The organism is Pseudomonas sp. PSE14 (assembly GCF_029203285.1).
Taxonomy (GTDB): domain Bacteria; phylum Pseudomonadota; class Gammaproteobacteria; order Pseudomonadales; family Pseudomonadaceae; genus Pseudomonas.
Genome location: NZ_CP115669.1, coordinates 1,257,077 through 1,280,161 on the forward strand (window position 1 = coordinate 1,257,077; position 23,085 = coordinate 1,280,161).

General features: G+C 65.0%; 28 protein-coding genes. 14 read left to right on the plus strand and 14 right to left on the minus strand.

Annotation, left to right across the window (positions count from 1 at the left end; translation table 11 throughout):
• The first annotated feature begins 332 nt into the window (after positions 1-332).
• The 6 genes from O6P39_RS05840 (at position 333) to O6P39_RS05865 (ending at position 4,220) form a co-directional block, all read left to right on the plus strand.
• A complete protein-coding gene (locus tag O6P39_RS05840) occupies positions 333-701 on the plus strand; it encodes a YciI family protein (protein WP_275610454.1) in 369 nt (122 codons plus the stop codon).
• Positions 702-728: 27 nt separating this feature from the next.
• Positions 729-1,259: an SRPBCC family protein gene (locus O6P39_RS05845; RefSeq protein WP_275610455.1), complete on the plus strand. Its 531-nt coding sequence runs from the start codon at positions 729-731 to the stop codon at positions 1,257-1,259.
• Positions 1,260-1,294: 35 nt separating this feature from the next.
• Complete coding sequence (locus tag O6P39_RS05850) at positions 1,295-1,447, plus strand: hypothetical protein (protein ID WP_275610456.1); 153 nt, start codon at positions 1,295-1,297, stop codon at positions 1,445-1,447.
• Positions 1,444-2,226, plus strand: coding sequence for a DUF899 domain-containing protein (locus O6P39_RS05855; protein WP_275610457.1), 783 nt, complete (start codon positions 1,444-1,446; stop codon positions 2,224-2,226). The genes O6P39_RS05850 and O6P39_RS05855 overlap by 4 nt, the downstream gene beginning before the upstream one ends.
• A 26-nt stretch (positions 2,227-2,252) precedes the next feature.
• Positions 2,253-2,693 carry a nuclear transport factor 2 family protein gene (locus O6P39_RS05860; protein ID WP_275610458.1) on the plus strand — a complete coding sequence of 147 codons (441 nt, stop codon included), beginning with the start codon at positions 2,253-2,255 and terminating at the stop codon, positions 2,691-2,693.
• Positions 2,694-2,966: 273 nt separating this feature from the next.
• A complete protein-coding gene (locus O6P39_RS05865; RefSeq protein WP_275610459.1) occupies positions 2,967-4,220 on the plus strand; it encodes an RNA polymerase sigma factor in 1,254 nt (417 codons plus the stop codon).
• Between the two features lie 34 nt (positions 4,221-4,254).
• Here O6P39_RS05865 and O6P39_RS05870 read toward each other — a convergent pair whose 3' ends face one another.
• The 5 genes from O6P39_RS05870 to O6P39_RS05890 all read right to left on the minus strand — a co-directional run bounded on the left by O6P39_RS05870 (position 4,255) and on the right by O6P39_RS05890 (position 10,357).
• Positions 4,255-5,028: an SDR family NAD(P)-dependent oxidoreductase gene (locus O6P39_RS05870; protein ID WP_275610460.1), complete on the minus strand. Its 774-nt coding sequence runs from the start codon at positions 5,026-5,028 to the stop codon at positions 4,255-4,257.
• A 255-nt stretch (positions 5,029-5,283) separates the two neighbouring features.
• Positions 5,284-6,087, minus strand: a complete 804-nt coding sequence (locus O6P39_RS05875; RefSeq protein WP_275610461.1) for a type 1 glutamine amidotransferase — start codon at positions 6,085-6,087, stop codon at positions 5,284-5,286.
• A 373-nt stretch (positions 6,088-6,460) separates the two neighbouring features.
• Positions 6,461-8,113 carry a sensor domain-containing diguanylate cyclase gene (locus O6P39_RS05880; RefSeq protein WP_275610462.1) on the minus strand — a complete coding sequence of 551 codons (1,653 nt, stop codon included), beginning with the start codon at positions 8,111-8,113 and terminating at the stop codon, positions 6,461-6,463.
• A 195-nt stretch (positions 8,114-8,308) separates the two neighbouring features.
• Positions 8,309-8,653, minus strand: coding sequence for a hypothetical protein (locus tag O6P39_RS05885; RefSeq protein WP_275610463.1), 345 nt, complete (start codon positions 8,651-8,653; stop codon positions 8,309-8,311).
• 375 nt (positions 8,654-9,028) lie between these two features.
• A complete protein-coding gene (locus tag O6P39_RS05890) occupies positions 9,029-10,357 on the minus strand; it encodes an OprD family porin (protein ID WP_275610464.1) in 1,329 nt (442 codons plus the stop codon).
• Between the two features lie 443 nt (positions 10,358-10,800).
• Between O6P39_RS05890 and O6P39_RS05895 the strand changes: the two genes are divergently transcribed.
• The 5 genes from O6P39_RS05895 (at position 10,801) to O6P39_RS05915 (ending at position 14,362) form a co-directional block, all read left to right on the plus strand.
• Complete coding sequence (locus tag O6P39_RS05895) at positions 10,801-11,190, plus strand: RidA family protein (protein ID WP_275610465.1); 390 nt, start codon at positions 10,801-10,803, stop codon at positions 11,188-11,190.
• 590 nt (positions 11,191-11,780) lie between these two features.
• Positions 11,781-12,251, plus strand: a complete 471-nt coding sequence (locus O6P39_RS05900) for a hypothetical protein (protein ID WP_275610466.1) — start codon at positions 11,781-11,783, stop codon at positions 12,249-12,251.
• A gap of 64 nt (positions 12,252-12,315) precedes the next feature.
• Positions 12,316-13,161, plus strand: coding sequence for a DUF692 domain-containing protein (locus O6P39_RS05905; protein WP_275610467.1), 846 nt, complete (start codon positions 12,316-12,318; stop codon positions 13,159-13,161).
• Entirely contained in the window at positions 13,154-13,927 is a 774-nt protein-coding gene (locus tag O6P39_RS05910; RefSeq protein WP_275610468.1) for a putative DNA-binding domain-containing protein, read from the plus strand. Before O6P39_RS05905 ends, O6P39_RS05910 begins: the two co-directional genes overlap by 8 nt.
• 12 nt (positions 13,928-13,939) lie before the next feature.
• Positions 13,940-14,362 (plus strand): organic hydroperoxide resistance protein, encoded by a 423-nt coding sequence (locus O6P39_RS05915; RefSeq protein WP_275610469.1) that lies wholly within the window; start codon positions 13,940-13,942, stop codon positions 14,360-14,362.
• A 374-nt stretch (positions 14,363-14,736) separates the two neighbouring features.
• On the opposite strand, the gene O6P39_RS05920 is transcribed toward O6P39_RS05915, so the two are convergent.
• The 5 genes from O6P39_RS05920 to O6P39_RS05940 form a co-directional block, all read right to left on the minus strand.
• Entirely contained in the window at positions 14,737-15,075 is a 339-nt protein-coding gene (locus O6P39_RS05920; RefSeq protein WP_275610470.1) for a hypothetical protein, read from the minus strand.
• 137 nt (positions 15,076-15,212) lie between these two features.
• Complete coding sequence (locus O6P39_RS05925; RefSeq protein ID WP_275610471.1) at positions 15,213-15,728, minus strand: DoxX family protein; 516 nt, start codon at positions 15,726-15,728, stop codon at positions 15,213-15,215.
• A gap of 76 nt (positions 15,729-15,804) precedes the next feature.
• Complete coding sequence (locus O6P39_RS05930) at positions 15,805-16,452, minus strand: hypothetical protein (protein ID WP_275610472.1); 648 nt, start codon at positions 16,450-16,452, stop codon at positions 15,805-15,807.
• A gap of 137 nt (positions 16,453-16,589) precedes the next feature.
• A complete protein-coding gene (locus O6P39_RS05935; protein WP_275610473.1) occupies positions 16,590-17,900 on the minus strand; it encodes a HAMP domain-containing sensor histidine kinase in 1,311 nt (436 codons plus the stop codon).
• Entirely contained in the window at positions 17,897-18,637 is a 741-nt protein-coding gene (locus tag O6P39_RS05940) for a response regulator (protein ID WP_275610474.1), read from the minus strand. Before O6P39_RS05940 ends, O6P39_RS05935 begins: the two co-directional genes overlap by 4 nt.
• A gap of 224 nt (positions 18,638-18,861) precedes the next feature.
• Here O6P39_RS05940 and O6P39_RS05945 point away from each other — a divergent pair, with 224 nt between their 5' ends.
• Both O6P39_RS05945 and O6P39_RS05950 read left to right on the plus strand, forming a co-directional pair.
• Entirely contained in the window at positions 18,862-19,134 is a 273-nt protein-coding gene (locus O6P39_RS05945; protein ID WP_275610475.1) for a DUF2790 domain-containing protein, read from the plus strand.
• A gap of 88 nt (positions 19,135-19,222) precedes the next feature.
• Positions 19,223-20,428 (plus strand): cytochrome c biogenesis protein DipZ, encoded by a 1,206-nt coding sequence (locus O6P39_RS05950; RefSeq protein ID WP_275610476.1) that lies wholly within the window; start codon positions 19,223-19,225, stop codon positions 20,426-20,428.
• Between the two features lie 59 nt (positions 20,429-20,487).
• Here the strand turns inward: O6P39_RS05950 and O6P39_RS05955 are convergent, their stop codons facing one another.
• The 4 genes from O6P39_RS05955 to O6P39_RS05970 form a co-directional block, all read right to left on the minus strand.
• Positions 20,488-20,889, minus strand: a complete 402-nt coding sequence (locus O6P39_RS05955; protein ID WP_275610477.1) for a helix-turn-helix domain-containing protein — start codon at positions 20,887-20,889, stop codon at positions 20,488-20,490.
• A gap of 7 nt (positions 20,890-20,896) precedes the next feature.
• Complete coding sequence (locus tag O6P39_RS05960; RefSeq protein ID WP_275610478.1) at positions 20,897-21,181, minus strand: type II toxin-antitoxin system HigB family toxin; 285 nt, start codon at positions 21,179-21,181, stop codon at positions 20,897-20,899.
• A 157-nt stretch (positions 21,182-21,338) separates the two neighbouring features.
• Positions 21,339-21,980, minus strand: coding sequence for a DUF1109 domain-containing protein (locus O6P39_RS05965; RefSeq protein ID WP_275610479.1), 642 nt, complete (start codon positions 21,978-21,980; stop codon positions 21,339-21,341).
• Entirely contained in the window at positions 21,967-22,554 is a 588-nt protein-coding gene (locus tag O6P39_RS05970) for a sigma-70 family RNA polymerase sigma factor (RefSeq protein ID WP_275610480.1), read from the minus strand. Before O6P39_RS05970 ends, O6P39_RS05965 begins: the two co-directional genes overlap by 14 nt.
• 232 nt (positions 22,555-22,786) lie before the next feature.
• Here O6P39_RS05970 and O6P39_RS05975 point away from each other — a divergent pair, with 232 nt between their 5' ends.
• On the plus strand, positions 22,787-23,074 hold the full coding sequence (locus O6P39_RS05975; RefSeq protein ID WP_275610481.1) for a DUF2282 domain-containing protein: 288 nt from the start codon (positions 22,787-22,789) through the stop codon (positions 23,072-23,074).
• Positions 23,075-23,085 lie beyond the last annotated feature (11 nt).

The following is a 23,085-nucleotide window of genomic DNA, read 5'->3' on the forward strand; positions in this document are numbered from 1 at the left end:
GCGTGCGGCCTGGAAACTGGCGCTCTTCGTAGGATGGCGTGGAGCGCAGCGATACCCATCGCGGCGGATAACGCTTGAGGCGTTATGCGCCCTACGGGGGGCTGCTCCTACAGGTTGGCGACAAACCCAGGCGCTTCCCTGTCAGCGCGGATTCCGCCGTGATGGATTTCGCGGACAAGAGCTAGGCGCCCCCGTCGCTCCTACGACCGCCCGTGCCTGAGCTCCACCCGCCCCACATCTGAATCCCCAGAAAAAAATTTCCCCCGCCTGTCGATTTCCATTGCCGCGCTTCGACTAGAGATAGAACGCAGTCGCCATAGCGGGAGTCGAGCATGAAATACCTCTGCCTGATCTACGTGGACGACAGCCGCATCGCCCAGCTGCCGGGGCCGGTGTTCCGCCAGGTGATCGACGAATGCCGCTGCAACGAGGCGTGGCTGCGCGAGAACGGCCAGTTGCTGGCGGCGCAGGCGCTGGAGCCGGTGGCCAGCGCCACCACGCTGCGCCATGCCGGTGGTGACCTGGTGATCACCGATGGTCCGTTCGCCGAGACCAAGGAGCACCTGGGCGGTTTCGTGCTGCTGGAGGCGCGTGATCTCAACGAGGCGTTGCAGATTGCCGGCCGCTTGCCGTCAGGACGGCTAGGCTGCGTCGAGGTTCGACCGGTCCGCGACTGGGACCGTTACTTTGCCGGGCAATGAGCCCATCGACACCATCAGGAGGATGTCATGTTGAAGTGGATTGCAGTGGTCGTGGTTCTGGCCGTGGTCGTGGTGCTGGTCCTGGCGGCGAGCCGGCCGGACAGCTTCCGGGTGGAGCGCACGGTGCGCATCCAGGCGCCGCCGGAGAAGGTCTACGCCTACATCGAGGACTTCCACCGCTGGCCACAATGGTCGCCCTTCGAGAAGCTCGACCCGGATATGCAACGCAACTTCTCGGGTGCGGACAAGGGGCTCGGCGCGGTGTACGCCTGGGCCGGCAACAGCAAGGCCGGCGCGGGGCGCATGGAGATCATCGAGAGTACCCCGGCGACGCGGGTGAGCATCGCGCTGGAGTTCCTCAAGCCGTTCAAGGCCAGCAATACCGCCGAGTTCACCCTGCTGCCGCGTGACGGCGGCACCGACGTGACCTGGGCGATGTTCGGCCCCACGCCCTTCGTGGCGAAGATCATGCACCTGTTCTTCAGCATGGACAGCATGGTCGGCAAGGACTTCGAGGCGGGCCTGGCCAACCTCAAGCGGCTCAGCGAGCAGGGCTGAGCCTTCCAGCAGGGCAACCGTCAAGGAGGTCCGTCATGTGCCCCGTGTGCCTTACCACCCTGACGCTGGCGGTGTCCGGCGTCCTCTGTGCCGGCGGCGCCAGCGCGCTCGCCATCACCCGGCTGCGTGGCCAACGCCGCGTACGCCCCAACCCGCAACCGGGCCGGTCCCAGGAGCGTGCAGCATGAATCTCGCCAACCAGGCTTTTCCCCGTGTGGTCTCTCGTGATGAATGGCTGCAGGCGCGCAAGCGCTTGCTGGAGCAGGAGAAGGCCGCCACCCATGCCCGCGATGCGCTCAGCGCCGTGCGCCGGGCGTTGCCGGTGGTGCGCATCGACAAGGATTACCGCTTCGAAGGCCCTCGCGGTACTTTGCGGCTGGTGGACCTGTTCGAAGGGCGCCCGCAACTGATCGTCTACCACTTCATGTTCCACCGCGACAAAGCCCTGGGGTGCGAGGGCTGCTCCTTCCTGATCGACAACCTGGGACGGCTGGAACATCTGCATGCGCGCGGCACCACCCTGGCCATGGTCTCCCGTGCGCCGCTGCAGGAGATCGCGCCGTTCCGCGAGCGCATGGGCTGGACCCTGCCCTGGTATTCCTCGTTCGGCAGCGATTTCAACTATGACTTCCACGTCACCATCGACGAGCAGGTCGCGCCGGTGGAATACAACTACCGCGACAAGGCGGAGCTGGAACGCCTGGGCCAGGGCTACCACGTGCAGGGCGAGCAGCCGGGTATGAGCGTGTTCCTGCGCGACGGCGACCAGGTGTTCCACAGCTACTCCACCTATGGACGCGGTCTTGAAGCGCCGCTGTTCACCTACCACCTGCTCGACCTCACGCCGCTGGGGCGTGGCGAGGGCTGGGGCGGCATGCCCGACTACGAAGGCAAGGGCATGAACTGGACGCGCTTCCACGACGAGTACGACGAGCCCGCCAAGCCGCACAGCTGCTGTGCGTCCTGACCCGGCCCAGCGAGGAGGACAACACCATGAGCGCTGCCGAAAACACCCAGGCCAACGCCGAGCTGCATGCGCTGCTGGCAAGCTGGCTGAGCGCCGTGCACGCATGCGATGCACAGGCCATCGCCGGCCACTACAGCCACGACATCCTCGCCTTCGATGCGGTGAAGCAGTTGCAGTTCAGGGGCGTGGAGGCCTACACCAGGCACTGGGCCGAGTGCCTGCAGATGTGCACCGAGCACAGCTTCGACATGCACCAGCTGAGTTTCGAGGCCGCAGGTGACATCGCCTTTGGCCACTACCTTTGCTATTGCGGCGGGACCGACAAGGATGGCGTGCACAACTCCGCCTGGGCGCGCGCCACGCTCGGCCTGCGTCGAGAACAGGGGCAGTGGAAGATCGCCCATGAGCACTTCTCGATTCCGTTCGATCCGGCGACCGGGCAACTGTTGTTCGACGCCAAGCCCTGAATCCATGCACCGCGATTCCCTCACCCCAGCCCTCTCCCGAAGGAGAGGGAGCCGATCGTGCCGGCGGAGGCCTTAGTATCCGCCGGCATCCGGACAATCCTCTCTCCCTTTGGGAGAGGGCTAGGGTGAGGGCGGCAGGAGGCAGGGTTTAGCAAGGCTGATCGACACACCTCGCAATGATCTCCCGCGCACACCCGTCCGGCCGCTTCCCACACCATCGAAAACCCGTGCAGGATAGGCAGACCCTTCTTACCCCGAGGACCGCCGGCCGCCATGCATGACTACGCCCCCCAGGCCCTGCGCGATGTGGTGGACGATGTCTATCGCCGCGAATCGCGCCGCGTGCTGGCCACGCTGATCCGCCTGCTGGGGGACTTCGACCTGGCCGAGGAGGCGTTGCACGAAGCCTTCGTCGCCGCCGTGGAGCAATGGCGACGCGATGGCGTGCCGGCCAATCCGCGCGCCTGGCTGGTGTCCGCCGGACGCTTCAAGGCCATCGACGGCCTGCGCCGCCGGTCGCGCTTCGACGCCTCGCTGCTGCAGATCGCCGAGCAGTTGGAGATCGACATGCAATCGGTGGAGGAGCAGGCCGACGAGAGCGTCGAAGACGACCGCTTGCGCCTGATCTTCACCTGCTGCCACCCGGCGCTGCCGGCGGATGCCCAGGTGCCGCTGACCCTGCGCGAAGTCTGCGATCTGAAGACCGAGGAGATCGCCCGCGCGTATCTGGCCACGCCGTCCACCATCGCCCAGCGCATCGTCCGCGCCAAGGCGAAGATCCGCGATGCGCAGATTCCCTACCAGGTGCCGGAAGCCGCCGAGCTGCCCGAGCGCCTGGCCAGCGTGCTGCGGGTGATCTACCTGGTGTTTAACGAAGGCTATTCGGCCTCGGCGGGCGATTCGCTGACCCGCACCGACCTGTCGGCGGAAGCCATCCGCCTAGGCCGCCAGTTGCTCGAACTGCTACCGGAAGCGGAAGTGATGGGGCTCCTGGCGCTGATGCTGCTGCACGAATCGCGGCGCGAAGCGCGCACCGGCCCGGACGGGCAGATGGTGCTGCTCGAACAGCAGCAGCGCCGTTACTGGAACCGCGAACTGATCGACGAGGGCCGGCAACTGATCGTGGCGGCGCTGGCCACCCGCCGGGTCGGCCCCTATACCCTGCAGGCGGCGATCTCCGCCGTGCATGCGGTGGCGCCTGATTTCGCCAGCACCGACTGGGTGGAGATCGTTGGCCTGTACGACGCCCTGCTGGGCATCCAGCCGTCGCCGGTGATCGAACTCAACCGCGCGGTGGCGCTGGCCATGCGCGACGGCCCGGAAGCCGGGCTCGAACAGGTGGACGCCATTCTTGCCGGTGGCGAGCTGCAGGACTACCACTTGGCCCACGCGGCCCGCGCCGACCTGTGCCGACGCCTGGACCGCCGCGACGAGGCGCGTGAGTCCTATACCCGGGCGCTGGAGCTGGTGCGGCAGGAGCCGGAGCGGCGCTTCCTGGAGCAGCGCCTGCGCGAACTGGCCGAATAACCGCCATGGCTGCGGGATAGCGGGCAGGGGAGGGTTACAGGCTGCTCACCAGGTGCCCACCATCCACCGCCAGCACGGCACCGGTCATGAAGGCGCCGGCGTCGCTGGCCAGCAGCAGGAAAGGGCCTTCCAGCTCGCGGAGCTGGCCCAGGCGGCGCATGGGCACGATGTCGCGGATATAGGCCTGACCCTTCTCGCTGTCGAAGTAGGCGTCGTTCATTTCCGTCTTGAAGTAGCCCGGCGCGATGGCGTTGACCCGCACCTGGTAGCGCGCCAGCTCCAGCGCCAGGGATTTGCTCAGCTGCACCACGCCGGCCTTGGCCGCGCAGTAGTGGCTGTAGCCGCCACCCACGCGCAGGCCGAGGATGGAAGCGATGTTGACGATGCTGCCGCCGCGCTGGGCCTTGGCCAGGCGCTGCGCCGCGCACTGGGCCACGCGCCAGACGCCATCGAGGTTGGTGGAGAGCATGGCGCGCCAATCGTCCTCGCTGATCTCCAGCACCCGCTTGCCGTTGCCGATGCCGGCATTGTTGAGCACCACGTCGACCAAGCCGAACTGCGCTTCGGCACTGTCGAAGGCCGCTTCCACGCTGATGCGGTCGGTCACGTCCAACGCTACCGGGTACGCTTCGCCGCCGTCGGCACGGATGGCTTCAGCCAGTTCTGCCAGCCGTTCGGTGCGCCGCGCTGCCAACACGACGCGGCCGCCAGCATGAGCGGCAACCCGTGCCAGGTGTGCGCCGATGCCGCTGGAGGCACCGGTGACCAGCACGGTCTTGCCGGTGAGGGAGAAGAGGTCGTTGTTCATGGGCTGCACCTTGGTTGACGGGGCGAAATCGCTGACCGCCAAGGTTAGCCCGAGGCACCCTCAAGGGCATGCAGGGGGCGCCATTCGCACCGCGAATGACGAGCCCTAGGGGCTCTTCGTAGGAGCGAGCTTGCTCGCGAACCGCCCAGCGCGGGAGCACTACTGAAATCCGTTCGCGAGCAAGCTCACCCCGACAGGGAGCAGAAAAGAAAAAGCCCGGCACAAGGCCGGGCTTTTTCATGACGCGGGAGAAGCTCAGGCGGCGAGGGCTCGGGCCTGCTTCTTCTTGACCTGCTGGCGGCATGCGTCGCCGAAGGCCTTGAAGATCTTCACCGAGTCGGGGTTCTGCGCGGCTTGCCACTCCGGGTGCCACTGCACCGCGAAGAGGAAGGGCGACAGGCTCGGGGCGTGGATCGCCTCGACCAGACCGTCTTCGGCATGGGCGATGGCTTCGATACCCTTGCCCAGGTTCTTCAGGCCCTGGCCGTGCAGCGAGTTCACGCGGATCTCGTCGCCCAGCAACTGCTGCAGCCAGCTGCCTTTCTGCAGGCGCACGCCGTGGACCTGGCTGTACTGCACGTCGACCGGGTCTTCGGGATTTTCGCGATGGTCGTTGAAGCCGGGTTCGGCATAGACCTTCTGGTAGATGTCACCACCGAGCGCGACGTTGATTTCCTGCATGCCGCGGCAGATGCCGAAGATCGGCAGGCCACGGGCGATGGCGGCCTTGATCAGCGGCATGTCGAAGTTGTCGCGGTCCTTGTCCTGGCCCTTGCCGGGAGTTTCGTTCTCCTGGCCATACAGGGTCGGATCGATGTTGCTACCTGCGCCGGTGAGGTACACACCGTCGGCCATGTCGAGGTATTGCTCGAGGTCTTCGATGCCGCAGCAGGTCGGCACCAGTACCGGCACGCAATCGGACTGTTCGACCAGGGGCACGATGTATTTGTGGGTCATTACCTGATAGTCGTGGCCTTTGCGCTCTTGGCTGCCCATGGACATCAGGACGACGGGTTTGCGGAGGGTCTGTTTCTTGTTGCCAATGTTGCTGTTGGACATATGTCACCTTTGGACGGGCTGCAGCCCATCGTTTTTGTGCAGGCGCACCGCTCTGAGCTGGGCTACCTGAGGTTCCGAGCACTGCCGGGAACGCACAGAAGGCGAAATTTCCCGGTCGAAACCTGCCTACCAGCCTGCCAGAGCCGTTAAATATGTCAAACGATTTCGGCGGGTGGCGTCAAAAATAATGGCCGAGACATTGTCGAACAATGTTTTTAACTTTTTGTTTTTAAAGGATTTTTATAAATATCCATTCGAAGCAAAAAGTCCATTATTTAAAACGCGCGTCAATAATGGTGAAAAATTCTGAACGTTTTTTCATGGCGGCTGACAGCGTACCCCCAGCGGCGCGCTCTGCCTTGCGGCTTGCCGCTTAGTCGCACTCGATGCGGTTGCGTCCGTTCTGCTTGGCGCAATAGAGCGCGCGGTCGCTGCGCGAAAGGGCGGCCTCGGCGGACACATCGCTGCCCTGCAAGGCCGTGATGCCGATGCTGATGCTCAGCGGAATGCGCTCGCAGCCCAGCAGCACTGGCTGGTCGTCCAGTTGCTGTTGCAGGCGCTTGGCGAACGCCACGGCGCTGCCGACATCCGCATCGCCCAGCACCACGGCGAACTCTTCGCCGCCCATGCGCCCGGCAAAGTCGATGCGGCGGATCGCGCGGCCGAGGATGCGGGCGAAATGGCGCAGCGCTTCGTCGCCCACGCCATGGCCCCAGCGATCATTGATGGATTTGAAGTGATCCAGGTCGCACATCAGGATCGCTGCGCTGCGCACGAGTCCACGCTGCACACGGCCCAGTTCGGCCTCGATCAACTGCATGAAGTGGCGCCGGTTGGGCAACTGAGTGAGGAAGTCGGTCGTTGCCAACACCTGCAATTCGGCTTCGATGCGCTTGCGCTCGGTGATGTCGGTGAACAGGCCATGCCAGATCACGCTGCCGTCGGCCAGGCGCTTGGGCTGGGCGTTGCCCTGGCGCCAGAGCATGCCACGCCCGGGCAGCAGCACACGGAACTCGTACCGCCACGGCCGCAGCGTCGCCGCGGAGGCATCCAGGGAGGCGAGGAGGGCGGGCAGGTCGTCGGGGTGTACCAGGGTGCGCAGGATCGCTGAATTGCCGCTGACCTGCTCGGCGCTCATGCCGAAGATTTCCCTGACGCCGGCGCTGACGTAGGGGAAGGTGCCGGTGCCATCGGGCAGGTGGCGGAACTGGAAGACCATGCCGGGAATTTCGTCGGTCAGGTCGGTGAGCAGCTCGACGTTCTGCCGCAGCTGCTCCGAGACTCCCCGCAGCGCGGTGATGTCGGTGGTGGTGCCGATCATGCGCAGGGGGCGGCCGGCGTCGTCGCGCTCGACGACCTTGCCGCGGCTGCAGACCCAGATGTAGTGGCCCGCCTTGTGGCGCAGCCGGTGCTCCACTTCATAGGCCGGCGTGCGGCCTTCGAAGTGCGCATTGATGGTTGCCTGGACATAGCTGAGATCGTCGGGATGCACGCGCAGGTAAGCATCGTCGATTCGATGGCCGATTTCGTTGTCGGCATAGCCCAGCAGAGCTTTCCAGCCGGGGGAGTAATGAATCTCGCCCGTGGGAACGTGGCGGTCCCACACGCCCGTGCCGCTGCCGGCGATGGCCAGCGCCAGGCAGCTTTCGTCAGCCCGGCAGAACAGTTCCTGAGCGATGCTGGCGGCATCGTCCAGTGCGCATCGGGTGGCGGCATCCAGCGTGCGTGGCTGGTCGTCCAGCACGCACAGCCAGCCAAGGGTGGTGCCATCGGCGGCGCGCAGGACTGCGGTGCCCAGCGGGTGCAGGTCGCCCTCGCGGCTGCGCAGGGGCGCCGAGGCGGCATTGAGGCAGAGCAGGGTGGCAAAGGACTGCGCCGCTTCGTGCGTCAGGCCATCGAAGCCGAGCAGGCGGCCATGGGCGTCGGCCAGCAATGCGGCGACCGCGCCGAAGCGGTAGCGGGCAAGGCGCAGGAGACTGTCGAATCGCCCGTATTCCTGTACTTCAGGATCAGTGGAAGTCCGCATGGGATGACTGCTTCCTCACCGGAGAATGGGGGCGTTCCCGTCTGGCGGCGCGGACGATGACGTCTCGTGGCCGACAGATGGCCCTATGAAATCACGGCGCGGGTATACGCCACAATCTCCCTGTGAGGCAGGGGCGACGAGTGAACCGGCGGCCGGTGCCGGTCCGGCCGCTTGCGTACCGCCGGGTCCGGGTACTCAGCTCAGGAGTTGGTCGATCAGGACGGCATTGGTGTAGATCAGGCTGCCATCGCTGGCCCGGTGGCCCACCAGGTGGAAGTGCCCGCGCTGGTCACTGTGGCTCAGGTAGACGCGGTACTGGCAGTCGGAGAGCGGACCAAAGCCTTCGGGCATCTTCAGGTCGAGGTTGTCCAGGTCGGCATCCACCATGACGTCACGCTTGCCGCTGTTCTGCAGGTAGTCCTCGGCCTGCTCCAGGCGTAGGTGATCGGCGTCGCTGACGAAGAAATGGATGTCCTCCAGTGGAATGGGTTTCTGGTCGGCGCTGGTCTTGCACCAGCCTTCGAGAGTCATCGCGCTCATATGAGGTGGCCTCCTTCAGCAGTGCGGGCATTTGGGTTTGCCGCGACTGTCACTGCTTTTGACCGCCGGTATTGGAGTGTGATTCAACCTATATTGCGCCGGTGATGGACGGGCATAAAAAAAGCCGCTCCGGGGAGCGGCTCGAAGGACGTTGAAGGAGCAATCACAATATCAACGTCAGGAGTCATCTTTCGATAATCGACGATAGGCGATATCGAAAGCGGGAGAGATGGCAGGAATTCTAGAAAGTTCGAAGGTGTGGATAAACCACGCTTCGGGGAAGAGACTTTCTGTCTCAGTGCAATAATGCAGGATCAATAGCGGAACAACTCTCGGAAGAGTCCGAAAGTTGTTCCGTGATGGCTATCGGCCGTATTACAGGATCGACAGCGGATAATCGACGATCAGACGAAGCTCGTTGTTATCCGATTCGCCCTGGTCGGAGTTGGCGCGGTGGAATGCCTGGCGCAGGCGGAACGACATGTCCTTCACCGGGCCGGACTGCACGACGTACTTGGCTTCGAAGTCGGTCTCGTGGTGCTTGCCGTCTTCGCCATACAGGCCCACGTACTGGCCGTTCGGGTCGGCGTGGGTGCCGTCGATGTTGCTGCCGTTGATGTAGCGGGTCATGAAGCTCAGGCCCGGCACGCCGTAGGTGTCCATCGCCAGGTCGTAACGCACCTGCCAGGAGCGCTCGCCCGGACCGTTGAAGTCGGAGAACTGCACGGAGTTGGCGAGGAAGATCGAGTCACCGCCGGCGCCCGCGCCGTTGTCGCCGAAGCCGACGTAGTCGAACGGGGTATCGCCGTTGACCTTCTGGAAGGCCAGGGTGACGGTGTGCGCCTGCAGGAAGGAGTACGCGGCGGCCAGCGACCAGGTGGTGTTGCTGATCTCGCCGGCCTTGGCCTGGCCGTAGTCGGTGGTGCGGTAGATGTTGAAGTCCAGGCCCAGCGACTGGTCATTGCCCAGCGGTTGCAGGTAGTTCACGTTGGCGTAGTACTGGCGCCAGATGTCCTCGAACTCCGAACCGTACAGCGAGGCGTTCAGGTTGTCGGTGATCGCGTACTTGCCGCCGACGTAGTCCACGCTGTCGGCTTCGACGTTCGCGTAGGTCGCGTACAGGCCGCCGTCGTGGCTGGTGGTGATCGGGCTGGTGCCGGCGGTGAAGTGCCCAGCTTCCAGGTCAAGACCTGCGATTTCGCTGCTCAGCAGGTTGAAGCCCGAGGCGGTCTGCGGAATCAGGCGGCTGCCGCCGGCGGCGAAGACCGGCGCGACCGGCTGCATGTCGCCGAATTTCAACTCGGTCTTGGAGAGTCGCACCTTCAGCGCGGCGCCTGCCTTGCCGTAGTCGTCCTCGGGGTCGCCATGGTTGTCCACCGGCAGGTTGCCGGTGCCGGTCCGGCCGCCGCCCGCATCGAGCTTGAGGCCCAGGTAGCCGAAGGCATCCACGCCGAAGCCGACGGTGCCCTGGGTGTAGCCGGAGGAGAAGTTGGCGAGGATGCCCTGGGTCCAGTCACGGTTATCGCTGAAACCATTCTTGCCGTCGTGGTCGTAGTAGTAGTTGCGCAGCAGCACGTCGAACTTGGCATCGTCGACGAAGCCCTTGGCATCGGCCTGGTCGGTGACGAAGGGTTCGGCGCCGGCGAACTGGCTGGCGGCGGCGGAAACGGCGAGCACGATAGCGCTGCGTTTGAGATGCTTCATGGATATTGCCCCTAGAGTCTTGGAGACCCGGCCCGTTGAATCGCGTGAGGGCCGGAATTTTTATAGGCAGGCACAATGAATCCGGTCATGGATCAACCACGGCGGAAGTCGCAGGAAGTTGCGTTGACATTGTTGCGATCAACTTTCTCCTGCCCGCTCCAGGCAGGAAAAAGCCAGCGTAATAATGCCGAAAGAGTGCCCGCTTTAAATAACGGAATATGAAAAGGTCTATGTCCTGAATTGTAATAATCCCTCTGTGAAGTTCGAGGGGAATATCACTCGCTCATACGATGGATGTATTGACGGATGACAAAGCGAGGGGAATGGCGATGTTGCGGGAAACATCAGTCGGCGTGGCGGTGGGAGACGGGATGAGGCTAAGCTGCGCGTCCCGGGCGGGCCGAACGGCGCCGCTCATAGCCCCTGATAGCAGAGAGTTTCCCATGGCGCAGAATGACAGCCCCTTCTTCATTCCCGACGCGGACCCCGAATCCATTTCCTCCGACGTGGCCGGTTTCGGTGGCCTGCTGGTCTCCACGCAGATCCCCACCCTGGAAGACGGCAGCCTCGAGCTGGGCGACATCAAGGCCCAGAGCGAAGCCACCCTGCGTAGCCTGAAGGTCGCGCTGGAAAAGGCCGGCAGCGGCCTGGACCACGTCCTGCACCTGACCATCTACCTGACCAGCATGGCTGACCGCGCCGCCTTCAACGAGGTGTACTGCAGCTTCTTCGGCAAGCCCTATCCGGTGCGCGCCGCCGTCGGCATCTCCGAACTGGCGGTCGAGGGCATGAAGGTCGAGGTCACCGCCATCGCTGCCAAGCGCGCAGGCTGATCCCGCCTGCATCGCTGCAAGTGTGGGCCATGCCCGCGAGAGGGCCGCTGATGCGGCCCTTTTCTTTTTCCCCGGCCAGTGTGCTGACGCGCCGGGACGATTTCGCGGACAAGGTTCGCTCCTACAAGATCAAGGGCCCCTCACCCTAACCCTCTCCCGCAAGCGGGAGAGGGGACTGTTCGGTGCAGGATGAAACCGTAGTGTCAGCCGGCACGGACGGCGCCCTCTCCCTGAGGGAGAGGGCTGGGGTGAGGGGGAAAGCCCTGGCACAGATTCAGCCGGGACAAGACAGTTGCTCCTACAGTTCCGCGTCGCGCCTCCTCTTCGCAGGGTGGGCTTGCTCGCGAACACCCTCCGTACCGAACTCCCCCCGCAAATGTATTCCTTTGTATCCGCCATCCCCTGACGGGATACAGACATACAAAAGACTCCCGCTCCAGATACGCCGGCGATACATCGCTACGGCGAAATAGCCCTACCCGAACGAAACAACGCGACGGCAGGGAAAACCCTTCCAGCGCCTCGTTCCAGGGATTCGCCCTTGTGGCATTACCCGGCGCGGAACGCGCCACAGCATCTGGAGAAGCACAATGACTCGTATCTCGAAAACCCAACTCGGCCTGCTCGCTGTCGCCCTGGCCGGTGGCCTGAACCTGGCGTCCTCCGCCTTCGCTGTCGAAGCGCTGCCCCAGGGCTACCAACTCGCTTCGGCGGAAAAAGCCGGGGAGGGCAAGTGTGGCGAGGGCAAATGTGGCGCCAGCGGCGCCCAGGCCAAGGCCACCCAAACCAAGGCTACCGGCACCGAAGGCAAGTGCGGTGAAGGCAAGTGCGGCGACGCCTCCTTCGCCCGTACCGATGCCGACCACGACGGCCGCGTCTCCCGCGCCGAACTGCTGGCCGTGGCGCCCAAGGCCAACGCCGAATTCGACGCCATCGACGCCAACCACGACGGCTTCCTTTCCGAAGGCGAAACCTACCAGTTTCGCAAGAACCAGTTCGACTCCAACGGCAAGCCGTTCCCGTCCGACCTGTACAGCAAGCTGAGCCAGGCCAAGAACTGATCCGCGCCGACAACCTCCCCGCGCCGCTGGCCGGGGAGGGCACTTCCCTCCGAAGGAGACCGCCATGACTCTTCCCGTTTCCCTGCACGGTGCCGGCCTCGGTCTGCGTCGCGCGCTGCTGCCCGAACTGCTGACCATGGCCGACGGCGCGGTGGACTTCCTCGAAGTTGCCCCGGACAACTGGATCGGCGTCGGCGGCTCCTACGGTGAAGGCCTTGCCCGCCTGGCCGAACGCTTCCCGCTGTCCTGCCATGGCCTGTCGCTGTCCCTGGGCGGCCCCGAGCCGCTGGACCACGTCTTTCTGCGCCGCGTCCGCGAATTCCTCGACCAGCACCAGGTGCCGCTGTTCAGCGAACACCTGAGCTACTGCTCCGACGACGGCCACCTGTATGACCTGATTCCCATGCCCTTCACCGACGAAGCCGTGCGCCACATCGCCGGACGCATCCGTGAAGTGCAGGACGCCCTCGGCCGCCGTATCGCCGTGGAAAACATCTCCTACTACGCCGCGCCCTACCAGGCGCTGAGCGAAATCGACTTCCTCCGCGCCGTGCTCGCCGAAGCCGACTGCGACCTGCTGCTGGACGTCAACAACCTCTACGTCAACGCCCACAACCATGGCTATGACGCTGCCGGTTTCCTCGCCCGCGTGCCGGCCGAGCGTGTCGTCTGCCTGCACGTGGCTGGTCACTACGACGAAGCGCCGGACCTGAAGATCGACACCCACGGCGCCGCCGTAAAGCCGGACGTCTGGAGCCTGCTGGCCAGCGCCTACCACCACCTGGGCATGGTGCCGACGCTGCTGGAGCGCGACTTCAACCTGCCGCCGCTGGCCGAACTGCTTGGCGAAGTGAACTGCATCCGTGAGCTGCAGATGGCCGCCCGGCCGCTGGAGGTGCGTCATGGCTGAGAGCCTGCGCGAGCAGCAGCTGCGCATGACCCGCTTCATCCGCGACCCGCAGGCCAACGAGCCACCGCCCGGCATCGAGGCACGGCGCCTGGCGGTGTACCGGCAACTGTTCTTCGGCAACCTGCAATCGCTGCTGGCCGGCAACTTCCCGGTGCTGAGTGCGAGCCTTGGCACCAAGCAATGGCAGTCGCTCACCGAAGACTTCTATGCCCGTTACCGCTGCCACACGCCGCTGTTCACCGAAGTGGCCGGCGAGTTCGTCGAGTACCTGGAAAGCCGCGCCGACCAGCCCGGCTGGGTGGCCGAACTGGCCCACTACGAATGGATCGAGACCGCGCTGCTGCTCAGCGATAAAGCCGAGCCGGCCCATGATCCGGACGGCGACCTGCTCGACGGCGTGCCGCTGCTCTCCAGTCTCGCCGTGCCGCTGGCCTATGCCTGGCCGGTCAGCCATATCGGCCCGGACAACCTCCCGCCGGCAGCGCCGGCCGAACCCGCGTTGCTGCTGGCCCGCAGAGGGGCAGACCTGAAGGTGCATTTTTCGCGCCTTGCGCCCCTGGCCCATGCCCTGCTGGTGTCGCTGCAACAGTGGCAGCTCACCGGCCGTGAACACCTCAAGGCGCTGGCGGAAATCGCCGGCATCGAACTGGCTGCCATCGAAGGGCAGGGCATTGCCCTGTTGCGCAGCCTCAAAGAGCAAGGCGTGGTGATTGGCACCCGCCCCAACTGCACCACTTCACGTCGTCTACCATTGGCTCGCCCCTGAAGGAGAAGCACCATGACCGATACCCTGGCAACCGTGATCTACACCGCCCAGACCCACACCACCGGCGGCCGCGACGGGCGCGGCCAGAGCACCGACGGCGCGCTGGACCTGCCGCTGAGCCCGCCCGGCTCCGGCCGTCCCGGCACCAACCCCGAGCAGCTGTTCGCCATCGGCTGGTCCGCCTGCTTTATCGGCGCCCTGCGTCGCTCCGGCCAGAAGCTGAATATTCGCCTGCCCGGCGACGTGGCGGTGGACGCGGAAGTCTCCCTGGGCAACACCGCCGACGGCGGCTTCGCCCTGGCCGCCCAGCTCACCGTGCACCTGCCGGGTTTGTCGGCGGAGGACAAGGGGAAGCTGGTGGCCGAGGCGCACCAGATCTGCCCCTACTCCAAGGCGACTCGCGGGAATATCGAGGTGGGGTTCGTCATTCCCTGATCGCTTTCCAATCCACAGCCCAGCCCGCGCACCCTCACCGGTGCGCGGGCTTTTTGCTTTTGTGTAGGAGCGAGCTTGCCCACCGTCAGGCGTTTGGATCGGTCTCGTAGGATGGGTGGAGCGGAGCGATACCCATCGATCCCACGCGATCACAGCATGGGTATCGCACGCTCCACCCATCCTGCGCACTGCGCGATTGCGACCGGCCGAGCATGGGGTATGAATTCCGGATGTAGGGCGAATAACGCCCCAGGCGTTATCCGCCATGCACTCCCGTTCGTAGCGAAGAGATTGGCTGATGCATCGGTAGCGGATAACTGCGAACGGTTTTGCGCCCCTTGCTGCAGGAGCGCCGAGTGGGCCGCGGCGACGGGTCAGTTGTAGCGCTGGGCCGCCAGTGCCCGTTCCTGGCTGATGGGCTGGAGTACCGGGTGTTGGCTTTCGATATGAATGTACAGGTAATACCGGCCGTCCCTGTCGGATATCACGCGATGCACTTCGAAGAGTTTGTTCATCCGGCCTTTGGCACCAGGGACCAGTTGTTCATGCAGCAGATCGTATTCGCGGATGTTGTGCTGCTTGAGTGTGTCCAGGAATGGACCTTCGGCTTGGCTTCTCAACTCGATCTTGGCGGACTTCTCGACGGCCAGTATTGCCTTGATGAGCAAGGCAAGGCCGGCCACGGCAAATAGCGCTTTTACCAACAGGCCCATGGGTAACTTCCTTGTATTCGACCGAGCTGATTGTGCCTCGGGCGGTAGTCCAAGGGGCATCATTCGACACGGACAAAGAAAAACGCCCTCTCCAATGGAGAGGGCGTTTCTGCCGAACAGCCGGGGGTGGAGATCGATCAGCTGACGCGCGAAGCCCCCAGGAATCGCCGCACCAGCCCATCCACGCTCAGCGCACCCGAGCCCTTGAGCATCAGCGGCAGCAATGCCACCAGGTAGATCAGCGGCAGTTTGTAGTTGCCAAAGCCATGGTCGGTGATCGAGTAGCCCTGGGCGAGTTCCGCGAGGCTCGACCACTGTGCCGGCCAGTGCACCGCGGCGATGGCGACGAGGGTCACGACGATCAGCGAAGCGGAGGCGAAGCGCGTGGCCAGGCCCAGCAACAACAGCACGGGCGCGATCAACTCGGCCCACATCGACACCTGCCAGTCGAAGCCAGCGGAGAAGTGGTTGAAGGGGAAGGGGAAGTTGGCGTGGATCTGTTCGAACCAGTTGTCGCCGTGCCATTTCTCCAGGCCCGACTCGAAGAACTCCCAGGCCAGGAACAGCCGCAGGGGAATGTCCCAGCCCCAGGCAGCGAGACGGTCGAGTTGGTCGAAGACGGCTTTGATCGGGTTCAGGGTCAGCAGGGTCATGGCGCACCTCATGGGCAATACAGTGGGTAAGGTTGTGTCGGCCGGGCGTCATCGGCGGTCGCGGAAGAAGGCGGATTCAGCGGGTAGCGCTCAGCGCGGCAGCGGGGCGGGTTTCACGGCGCAGGCGCATGGCCAGCTTTGCAGTGAGCTTGAGGGCGACCGCCGAACTGATCAGCGCGAAGCCCAGCGGGTACCAGGAGCCCAACGGCAGGCGCTTGTAGAACGACAGGACGAAGACGGCGGCGATGACCCAGGTGCCGGTGCTGTGCAGGATCTTCCAGGCGCGGGCGCCGAGCAGCTTCACGGCGGCGGGGAAGGAGGTGACGGTCAGCAGGATGATGAACAGGTAGCCGATGGAGCCGGGGATGTTCGCGGCGACGCTGCGGCCGTGCCAGAAGGTCTCGGGGAAGAACTTCACGTAGAGCATGATCAGCACCGCGTGCACGGCATGGGAGAAGGCGAAGGCCAGCCCCAGGAAGCGCCGCTCGCGCAGCAGGCCGCGGGTGAAGGCGCTGGGTATCAGGACCGCCAGGGACGAGGCGAGGAAGGCGGCGAGGAACAGCGCGAAGGATGTACGCGCGGTGGTGCGGATTGCGCTGCGCAGGGCGTCCACCCATTGCGGCTGGGCACACAGGGCCAGCGCGGTGACGATCAGCACCAGAGCGGACAGCAGGGAGAACAGGCGCCAGCCATGCAGGCTGGCGGATTCGGCGGGACGGGTCATGGCAGGCTCCTTGGGGAACGCGGCGTGCGGGATGCCGCCGCGATTCGTGGAGCCATGCTGCCGACGGGCTTTATCTCGGATGTGTCCGCTAAAGCCCGTCATGTATCCCTTTGTACAGTCCTTTCACGAGCAAGGTGTCAGGCGGAGGGGCGCAACTCCAACTGAGCGCACAGCCCGCCGCTGGCGCGGTTGGACAGGCTCAGGGTGCCGCCCAGCGCCTGGCTCAGCTGCTGGGCGATTGCCAGCCCCAGGCCGGTGCCGCCGGTGCTGCGGTTGCGCGAGCTTTCCACGCGGTAGAAGGGTTTCACCACTTCTTCCAGTTCCTCTTCGGGGATGCCCGGGCCTTCGTCCAGTACACGAACACACACGATGCCCTGGGCGTCGCGCTCGACTTCCACCTGGGCGGAGCCGCCAAACTTGAGCGCGTTGTCCACCAGGTTGGTGAGCACCCGGCGCAGCGCATGCGGGCGGGTTTCCAGCACGGCGTTGCTGTTTCCTTGCAGCTCCACGGCTTGGCCGCTGTCCTGATAGTCGAGGACGAGACTATCGAGGAAGGCATCGAGGTTGACCTTCACCGCCGCCTCGCTGGCGCCGTCCATGCTGCGCGCATAGGCCACGCCTTCGCGGACCAGGTGCTGCATTTCCTCCAGGTCGCTCCACAGGCGCTCGCGCTCGGGGGAGTCGTCCATCTGCTCGACGCGCAGTTTCATCCGCGTGATGGGGGTCTGCAGGTCATGGGAGATGGCGGCGAGCAGTTGCATGCGTTCCTTGAGATACGATCCGATGCGACCCTGCAGTGCGTTGAAGGCGCGGGCGGCATAGGCGACTTCGCTGGGGCCGCGTTCATCCAGCTCCGGCGCCGGGGCGTCCGGGTCGAGGTGATCCACCGCCTGGGCCAGCCGGGTCAGCGGGCGGATGGCCAGGCGTACCGCGAGCCAGGTGCAGAAGAGCAGCAGTGCCAGTTGCACGATCAGCACCCAGGGCAGCCACTGCGCCACAGGTACGCCCTTGGGCGTCACGTCGATGGTCAGCGGGCTGCCGTCCTTGAGTGTCAGGTGTACCTGGAAGTGCGGGATGGAGCCTGGGATGTTCTCGAAGCGCAGTGGGTAGCGCGGCCCGACCACTTCGGCGATGGACAGGGCGGCCATCGGCGCCTCCGCCATGTTCATCGGTTCTCCCGGCTGGCCCTCGCTCAGCAGGTAGCGGTAGTTGGGCCGCTGCACCATGTGTAGCCACGCCTCGCGTTCATCCCTGGGCAGGCGGTCGAGCAGGGCGACGGCGGTGCTGACGTCGGTTTCCAGGTTGCCCAGCATCATGTTGCGGGCGCTCTGGTAGCGCTCGTAGAACTGCGAGCAGAACGACAGGCTGTAGGCGAACACCAGCCCGGCGAGGAAGATCAGCGCCAGGCGCGCGGCCAGCGTACGTGGCCAGTGCAGGACGGATTTCATGCGTTGGGCTCGAGCAGTTCGACGGCCAGGGCGAAGACGTAGCCTTCGCTGCGCACCGTCTTGATGTAGGCCGGCTCGCGGGCGTCATCCAAAAGGCGTTGGCGCAGGCGGCTCACCAGCAGGTCGATGGAGCGGTCGAAGATGTCCGCCTCGCGGCCTTGCGTCAGGTTCAGCAGTTGTTCGCGGCTGAGCACGCGCTGCGGGTGGTCGACGAACACGCGCAGCAGGCGGTACTCGGCGCCGCTCAGGGCGACCAGGGTGCCGTCTTCGTCGAGCAGGTGGCGCGCCGTGGTGTCCAGCTTCCAGCGGCCGAAGCCGATCAGCCGGCTGGCCTCGCTGACCTGCAGGTTCGGCGGCAGCATGCGGGTGCGGCGCAGCACGGCGTTGATCCGCGCCAGCAGCTCGCGGGCGGAGAAGGGCTTGGTGAGGTAGTCGTCGGCGCCCATTTCCAGGCCGATGATGCGGTCGGTCTCGTCGTTGCGCGCGGTGAGCATCAGCACCGGGGTGGATTTGTGCTTGCCCACGCGCAGCTCGCGACACAGTTTCAGGCCGTCGTCGCCGGGCATCATGATGTCCAGCACGATCAGATCCACGGTGTTGCCGTCGAGGAAGGCGCGCATCTGCCGTCCGTCCGCGGCCAGGCTCACGCGCAGGCCGTTCTTCTTCAGGTAGTTGCCGACCAGCTCGCGGATCTCGCGGTCGTCATCGACGATGAGTACGTGATCGACATGGTCCATGCCGGTTCCTCGTTCGTAGTGGGTTGAGCGAAGTGTATAGCGCCGCTCCGCGCTTGCCCCGCGCGCTTTGTATTCCACTGTATCTCGCGCCGCCGTCGATACCTGGCGCGGCAATCCCGCGCCGCACGCGACACAAGCCCGATACCTCCGGCCACTGAAATGGGCGCCAACGGCAAGGCAAACCGCCTCCCGCCGGCAAACCCATCACAGGACAGGAGTTCATCATGAAAGCTCTTCACCTCGGCAGCGCCTGCCTGCTTGCCGCTATCGCCACCTTCTCCAGCCTCGGCGCCCAGGCTGCCGATTCCACGCCGGTCGAGCAGTATCACTATGGCCAGAAACTCGACGTAAAGCAGGTCATCGCCATCCACGAAGACAGCGGCTCTCCGTTCGACTGCGGCATCGTCGAGGCCCGCATGGATTACCTGGATTCCCACGGCCAGGCGCACAGCCTGGGGTACCGCAAGTTCGCCACGAACTGCAACGAAGGCGGCTGATTTCCCCTTGGCCCCGGCCATGGACGGCCGGGGCGTTTCTTCTCATGCCTGCTCGCAAACTCAGGGCCGCTGGCCCATCGAGGTGCCCATGTTGCTCATCGCCTTTCTCGGCGGGGCGCTGACGCTGCTCAGTCCCTGCATCCTTCCCGTCCTGCCGCTGCTGCTGCAACGCGCCGGCGGCCCGGCGTGGTCGCCCTGGGTCACGCTGCTCGGGCTGGCCAGCGGCTTCGCTGTGCTGGCTAGCCTGGCCACGGTCTCCAGCAACTGGGTGATCGCCGCCAGCGAATGGGGTCGCTATGTCGCCCTGGTATTGCTCGGGGTTTCCGCATTGGCGCTGCTCTGGCCGCGCTTCAGCGATGGGTTGGGCAAACCCTGGGCCTGGATCGGCGACCGTCTGCACGGCGAAGCCCGCCGCATGCCGCCGGCGGTTTCCGCATGGGTGCTGGGTTTTGCCGCCGGCCTGCTGTGGGCGCCTTGCGCGGGGCCGGTGCTCGGCCTGATCCTCTCCGGTGCCATGCTCCAGGGCCCTAGCGCGCAGACCAGTCTGCTGCTGTTCGCCTATGGCCTGGGCAGCGCCACTGTGCTCGGTATCGTCCTCTTCGCTGGCCGCCGGCTGATGCAGCACCTGCGCCCGCGCATGGCCGTCATCGAAGGTCTGCGTCGCGCCACCGGCGTGCTCGCCCTGCTGGCGGTGGTCGGCATCGCCAGCGGCGCCAGCGCGCAGCTTGCCTCCGGCAGTTCGTCCATTCTGGTGAACAGCCTGGAACACAAGGTCATCGACAGCGTGCCCGCGCTGCTCACCAGGCTCATGCCCGGCGATACCGCCCAGGGCGCCGAACGCCTGCCGGACCTCGGCGCCGCCCCGGAGCTCGCGGGCGCGGTGGAGTGGATCAACAGCCCCGAACTGAAGACGCAGGGCCTGCGCGGCAAGGTGGTATTGATCGACTTCTGGACCTACGACTGCATCAACTGCCAGTACAGCCTGCCGTACGTGAACGCCTGGGCGAAGCAGTACGCGGACCAGGGCCTGGTGGTGATCGGCGTGCACACCCCGGAATACCCCTACGAGCGCATCCGGGCCAATGTCCGCGACGCGGTGAAGCGCCACGACATCCACTACCCGGTGGCGCTGGATAACCAGTACCGCATCTGGAACGCCTTCGGTAACCAGTACTGGCCGGCGCACTACTTCATCGATGCCAAGGGGCGGATTCGCCACCTGGCGATCGGGGAGGGTGGGTATGGGGAACAGGAAGAGGTGATCAAGGCGCTGTTGAAGGAGAAAGCGAAGTAACTGCCGGCTGAGCGATGGTCAATTGAAAAGCCCCGCGTTTGCGGGGCTTTTCAACTGCTTCAGAAGAACACGTCAGTAGGTACGTTGAATCGTTCGCTGAGCGCCCGAATATGACGGACGTTGAGCTGGCGTTTGCCGTTGAGGATTTCGGATACCACGGACTGCGCACCTATCTCCGGCAGGTCATTCTGGGTCAACTGATGCTCGGTCATGAGAAAACGTAGTACTTCACGCCCTGGCACGTCTGGAATGGGATAGTGCTCGGTATCGTAGGCGGCGATCATGTCGCCGATCTGCGAGGCCAGAGAACTGAGCGGATGGTTCTCTTTGCCGCCGATTTCATCGAGCAGTTCGTCCAGCGCTTCGACCAGGGTGTCGTAGTCCGCCTCGGTGTTTGGTGGTGTGAGCAGCGGAGCGACGAAGCGCCAGTGCTCTGCGGCCTGTTTCAGTAGTGCACTCATGCGCACCTCACTTCCATTGATTGCGGTCGTACTCTTTATGATCGAGTACGGCCCGGATGAAAACCTTCTTGAAGACGTAATCCACGGTGGCGACCAGCCTCAGCTTGTTACCACCGATATCGAACACATGCTTGTCGCCCACCTTGTCCACGCTGGGAAAGATTTGCTTCATCGCGGCAAAGTCCTTCGGCTCCACCTTTTTCATCAGCCGGCACCAGGCGTCGAGTGCGGTGGAGGAGTGGGGCCAACTTTCCTGAGCTTCCCGAATACGCTTCTGGGTAATGACATGCATGCTCGATGTTCGTATCGCAAATTGCTATACGGAATCGTATTACTCCACCGGGGATATAGCAAGTTGCTATGTGATGTCTGGCTACGAAGACTGCCCAATGGCTGGATTCGCGCAGATCCGATGTGGTCGGCCTGCACGGCCAACGGAGTACCCGTCCTCACCACCGCAACAACTTCGGCCCCAGCAACGCCCCCGCCACAGTGGGCACGAGCATCCCCAGCAGGTACCAGACGCCCCAGAACGGCACGCCCATTTCCGGGCAGTGCAGGCAGTAGGCGAGGGTGGCGGTAGCCCCGGCGAGCAGGCCGCCGGCGGCGCCGGCCTGACGCAGGCGGGTAGGGGCGAGGCCGCGCAGGGCCCAGAACACGGCGGCGAACGTCGGCAGCGAAAGCAGGGTGATGTTCAGCGGGCAGGTGCGCCAGGTGCGGCCGAGGATCAGGTCGGCGCGGGCTTCCGGCGGCGCGCCGACGAGGGTGACGGCCGCGCCCAGCCAGACCAGCAGCAGGGGCAGGACGAGCAGCGTCCAGGCGGCGCCGCCGCGCACGCCCGGCCGGGCCAGGCGCTGGTTGAGCCAGAGGGCGAGCAGGGCGAGGCTGCCGGGCAGCGCGACCTTGGCCCAGAACAGCGGGGTGCGCGCCACCTCGGCGAGGTCGGCGCGTACGCCATACAGCGCCGCCATCAGCAGCAGCGCGCCGAGGCCGCCGCCGAGCAGCGCAAGGCCCAGGCGGCGCGCCAGGGCGTGGCGCTCCACGGGGCCTTCGCCGCTGGCGAGCAGGTCGATCAGTTCATTGGTGTTCATCGTTACGCTTACCTCGAATCATGCCGGCCAGCGCCTTCAGGCCACGGTGGATGCCGACCTTGACCGCCGAACTGGACAGCCCGGTGAGACGCGCGGTCTCTTCCACCGACAGTCCCTCCAGCTTCACATGGACGATCGGCAAACGCTGGCGCTCGGGCAGGTGCTGGAGCAGCTTGCCCAGGTCGCGGCTGGCCTGCGCGGTCTCCTCGTCGCCCTCGGCGAACAGGTCACTGTCGTCGTCCAGCGGGTCATGCAGCGCATCGCGCCGGGCGAAGGCGCGGAAGTGGTCGGCCAGCTTGTAGCGGGCGATGGCCTGCACCCAGGCGGTCAGCGGCTGGTCGGCGCGATAGGTGTGACGGGCGTTGTGGACCGCCAGCAGGACTTCCTGCAGCAGGTCCTCGATCTCGCTGGGGCGTCGCTCCAGGCGCCGTCGCAAAAAACCGCGCACATGGCTCGCCAGGTGCGCGAGAAATTCGCGATAGGCCGCCGCATCACCCGCCATGCCGCGCAGCAGCAGGGCCTGCAACTGCGCTTCACGCGCGCTCAATGCGTCCTCTCGGGTAGTTCGTTGCATCGGCCGCCTGGGTTACATCCGTGAGCAAATTTTCTTTTCCGGATCGCTCTGCTGTCAGTGGCGGGCAATCCCTGGGCATGAAAAACGTCAGCACTTCATAACGTTAGCGGGGGTGATGGAAAAATCTCAAAAAAAATTTCCAGGTGCCTGTAACCACCGCCGCGCAGCACACGAATTACTCCACGAGCCCGGCAGTTCGCCGAGCCATTCCAACCCTCGTGGAGACGACATCATGAAAAGCCTCACCCTCGCCACCGCCGCCCTTGCTCTCGCCTCCCTGGCTGGCGTTGCCCTCGCGGACGACACGAAGACCCCGGCCGGCAGCGGCGCGGCCATGGAGAAGTGCTACGGCGTGGCCATGGCCGGCAAGAACGACTGCAAGGCCGGCGCTGGCACCACCTGCGCGGGCAGCGCCAAGAAGGACTACGACGGCATGCACTGGAAGAACGTCCCGGCAGGCACCTGCACCACCATCAAGACGCCCCACGGCATGGGCTCGCTCACCCCGATGAAGTCCTGACAGGGAGGCGC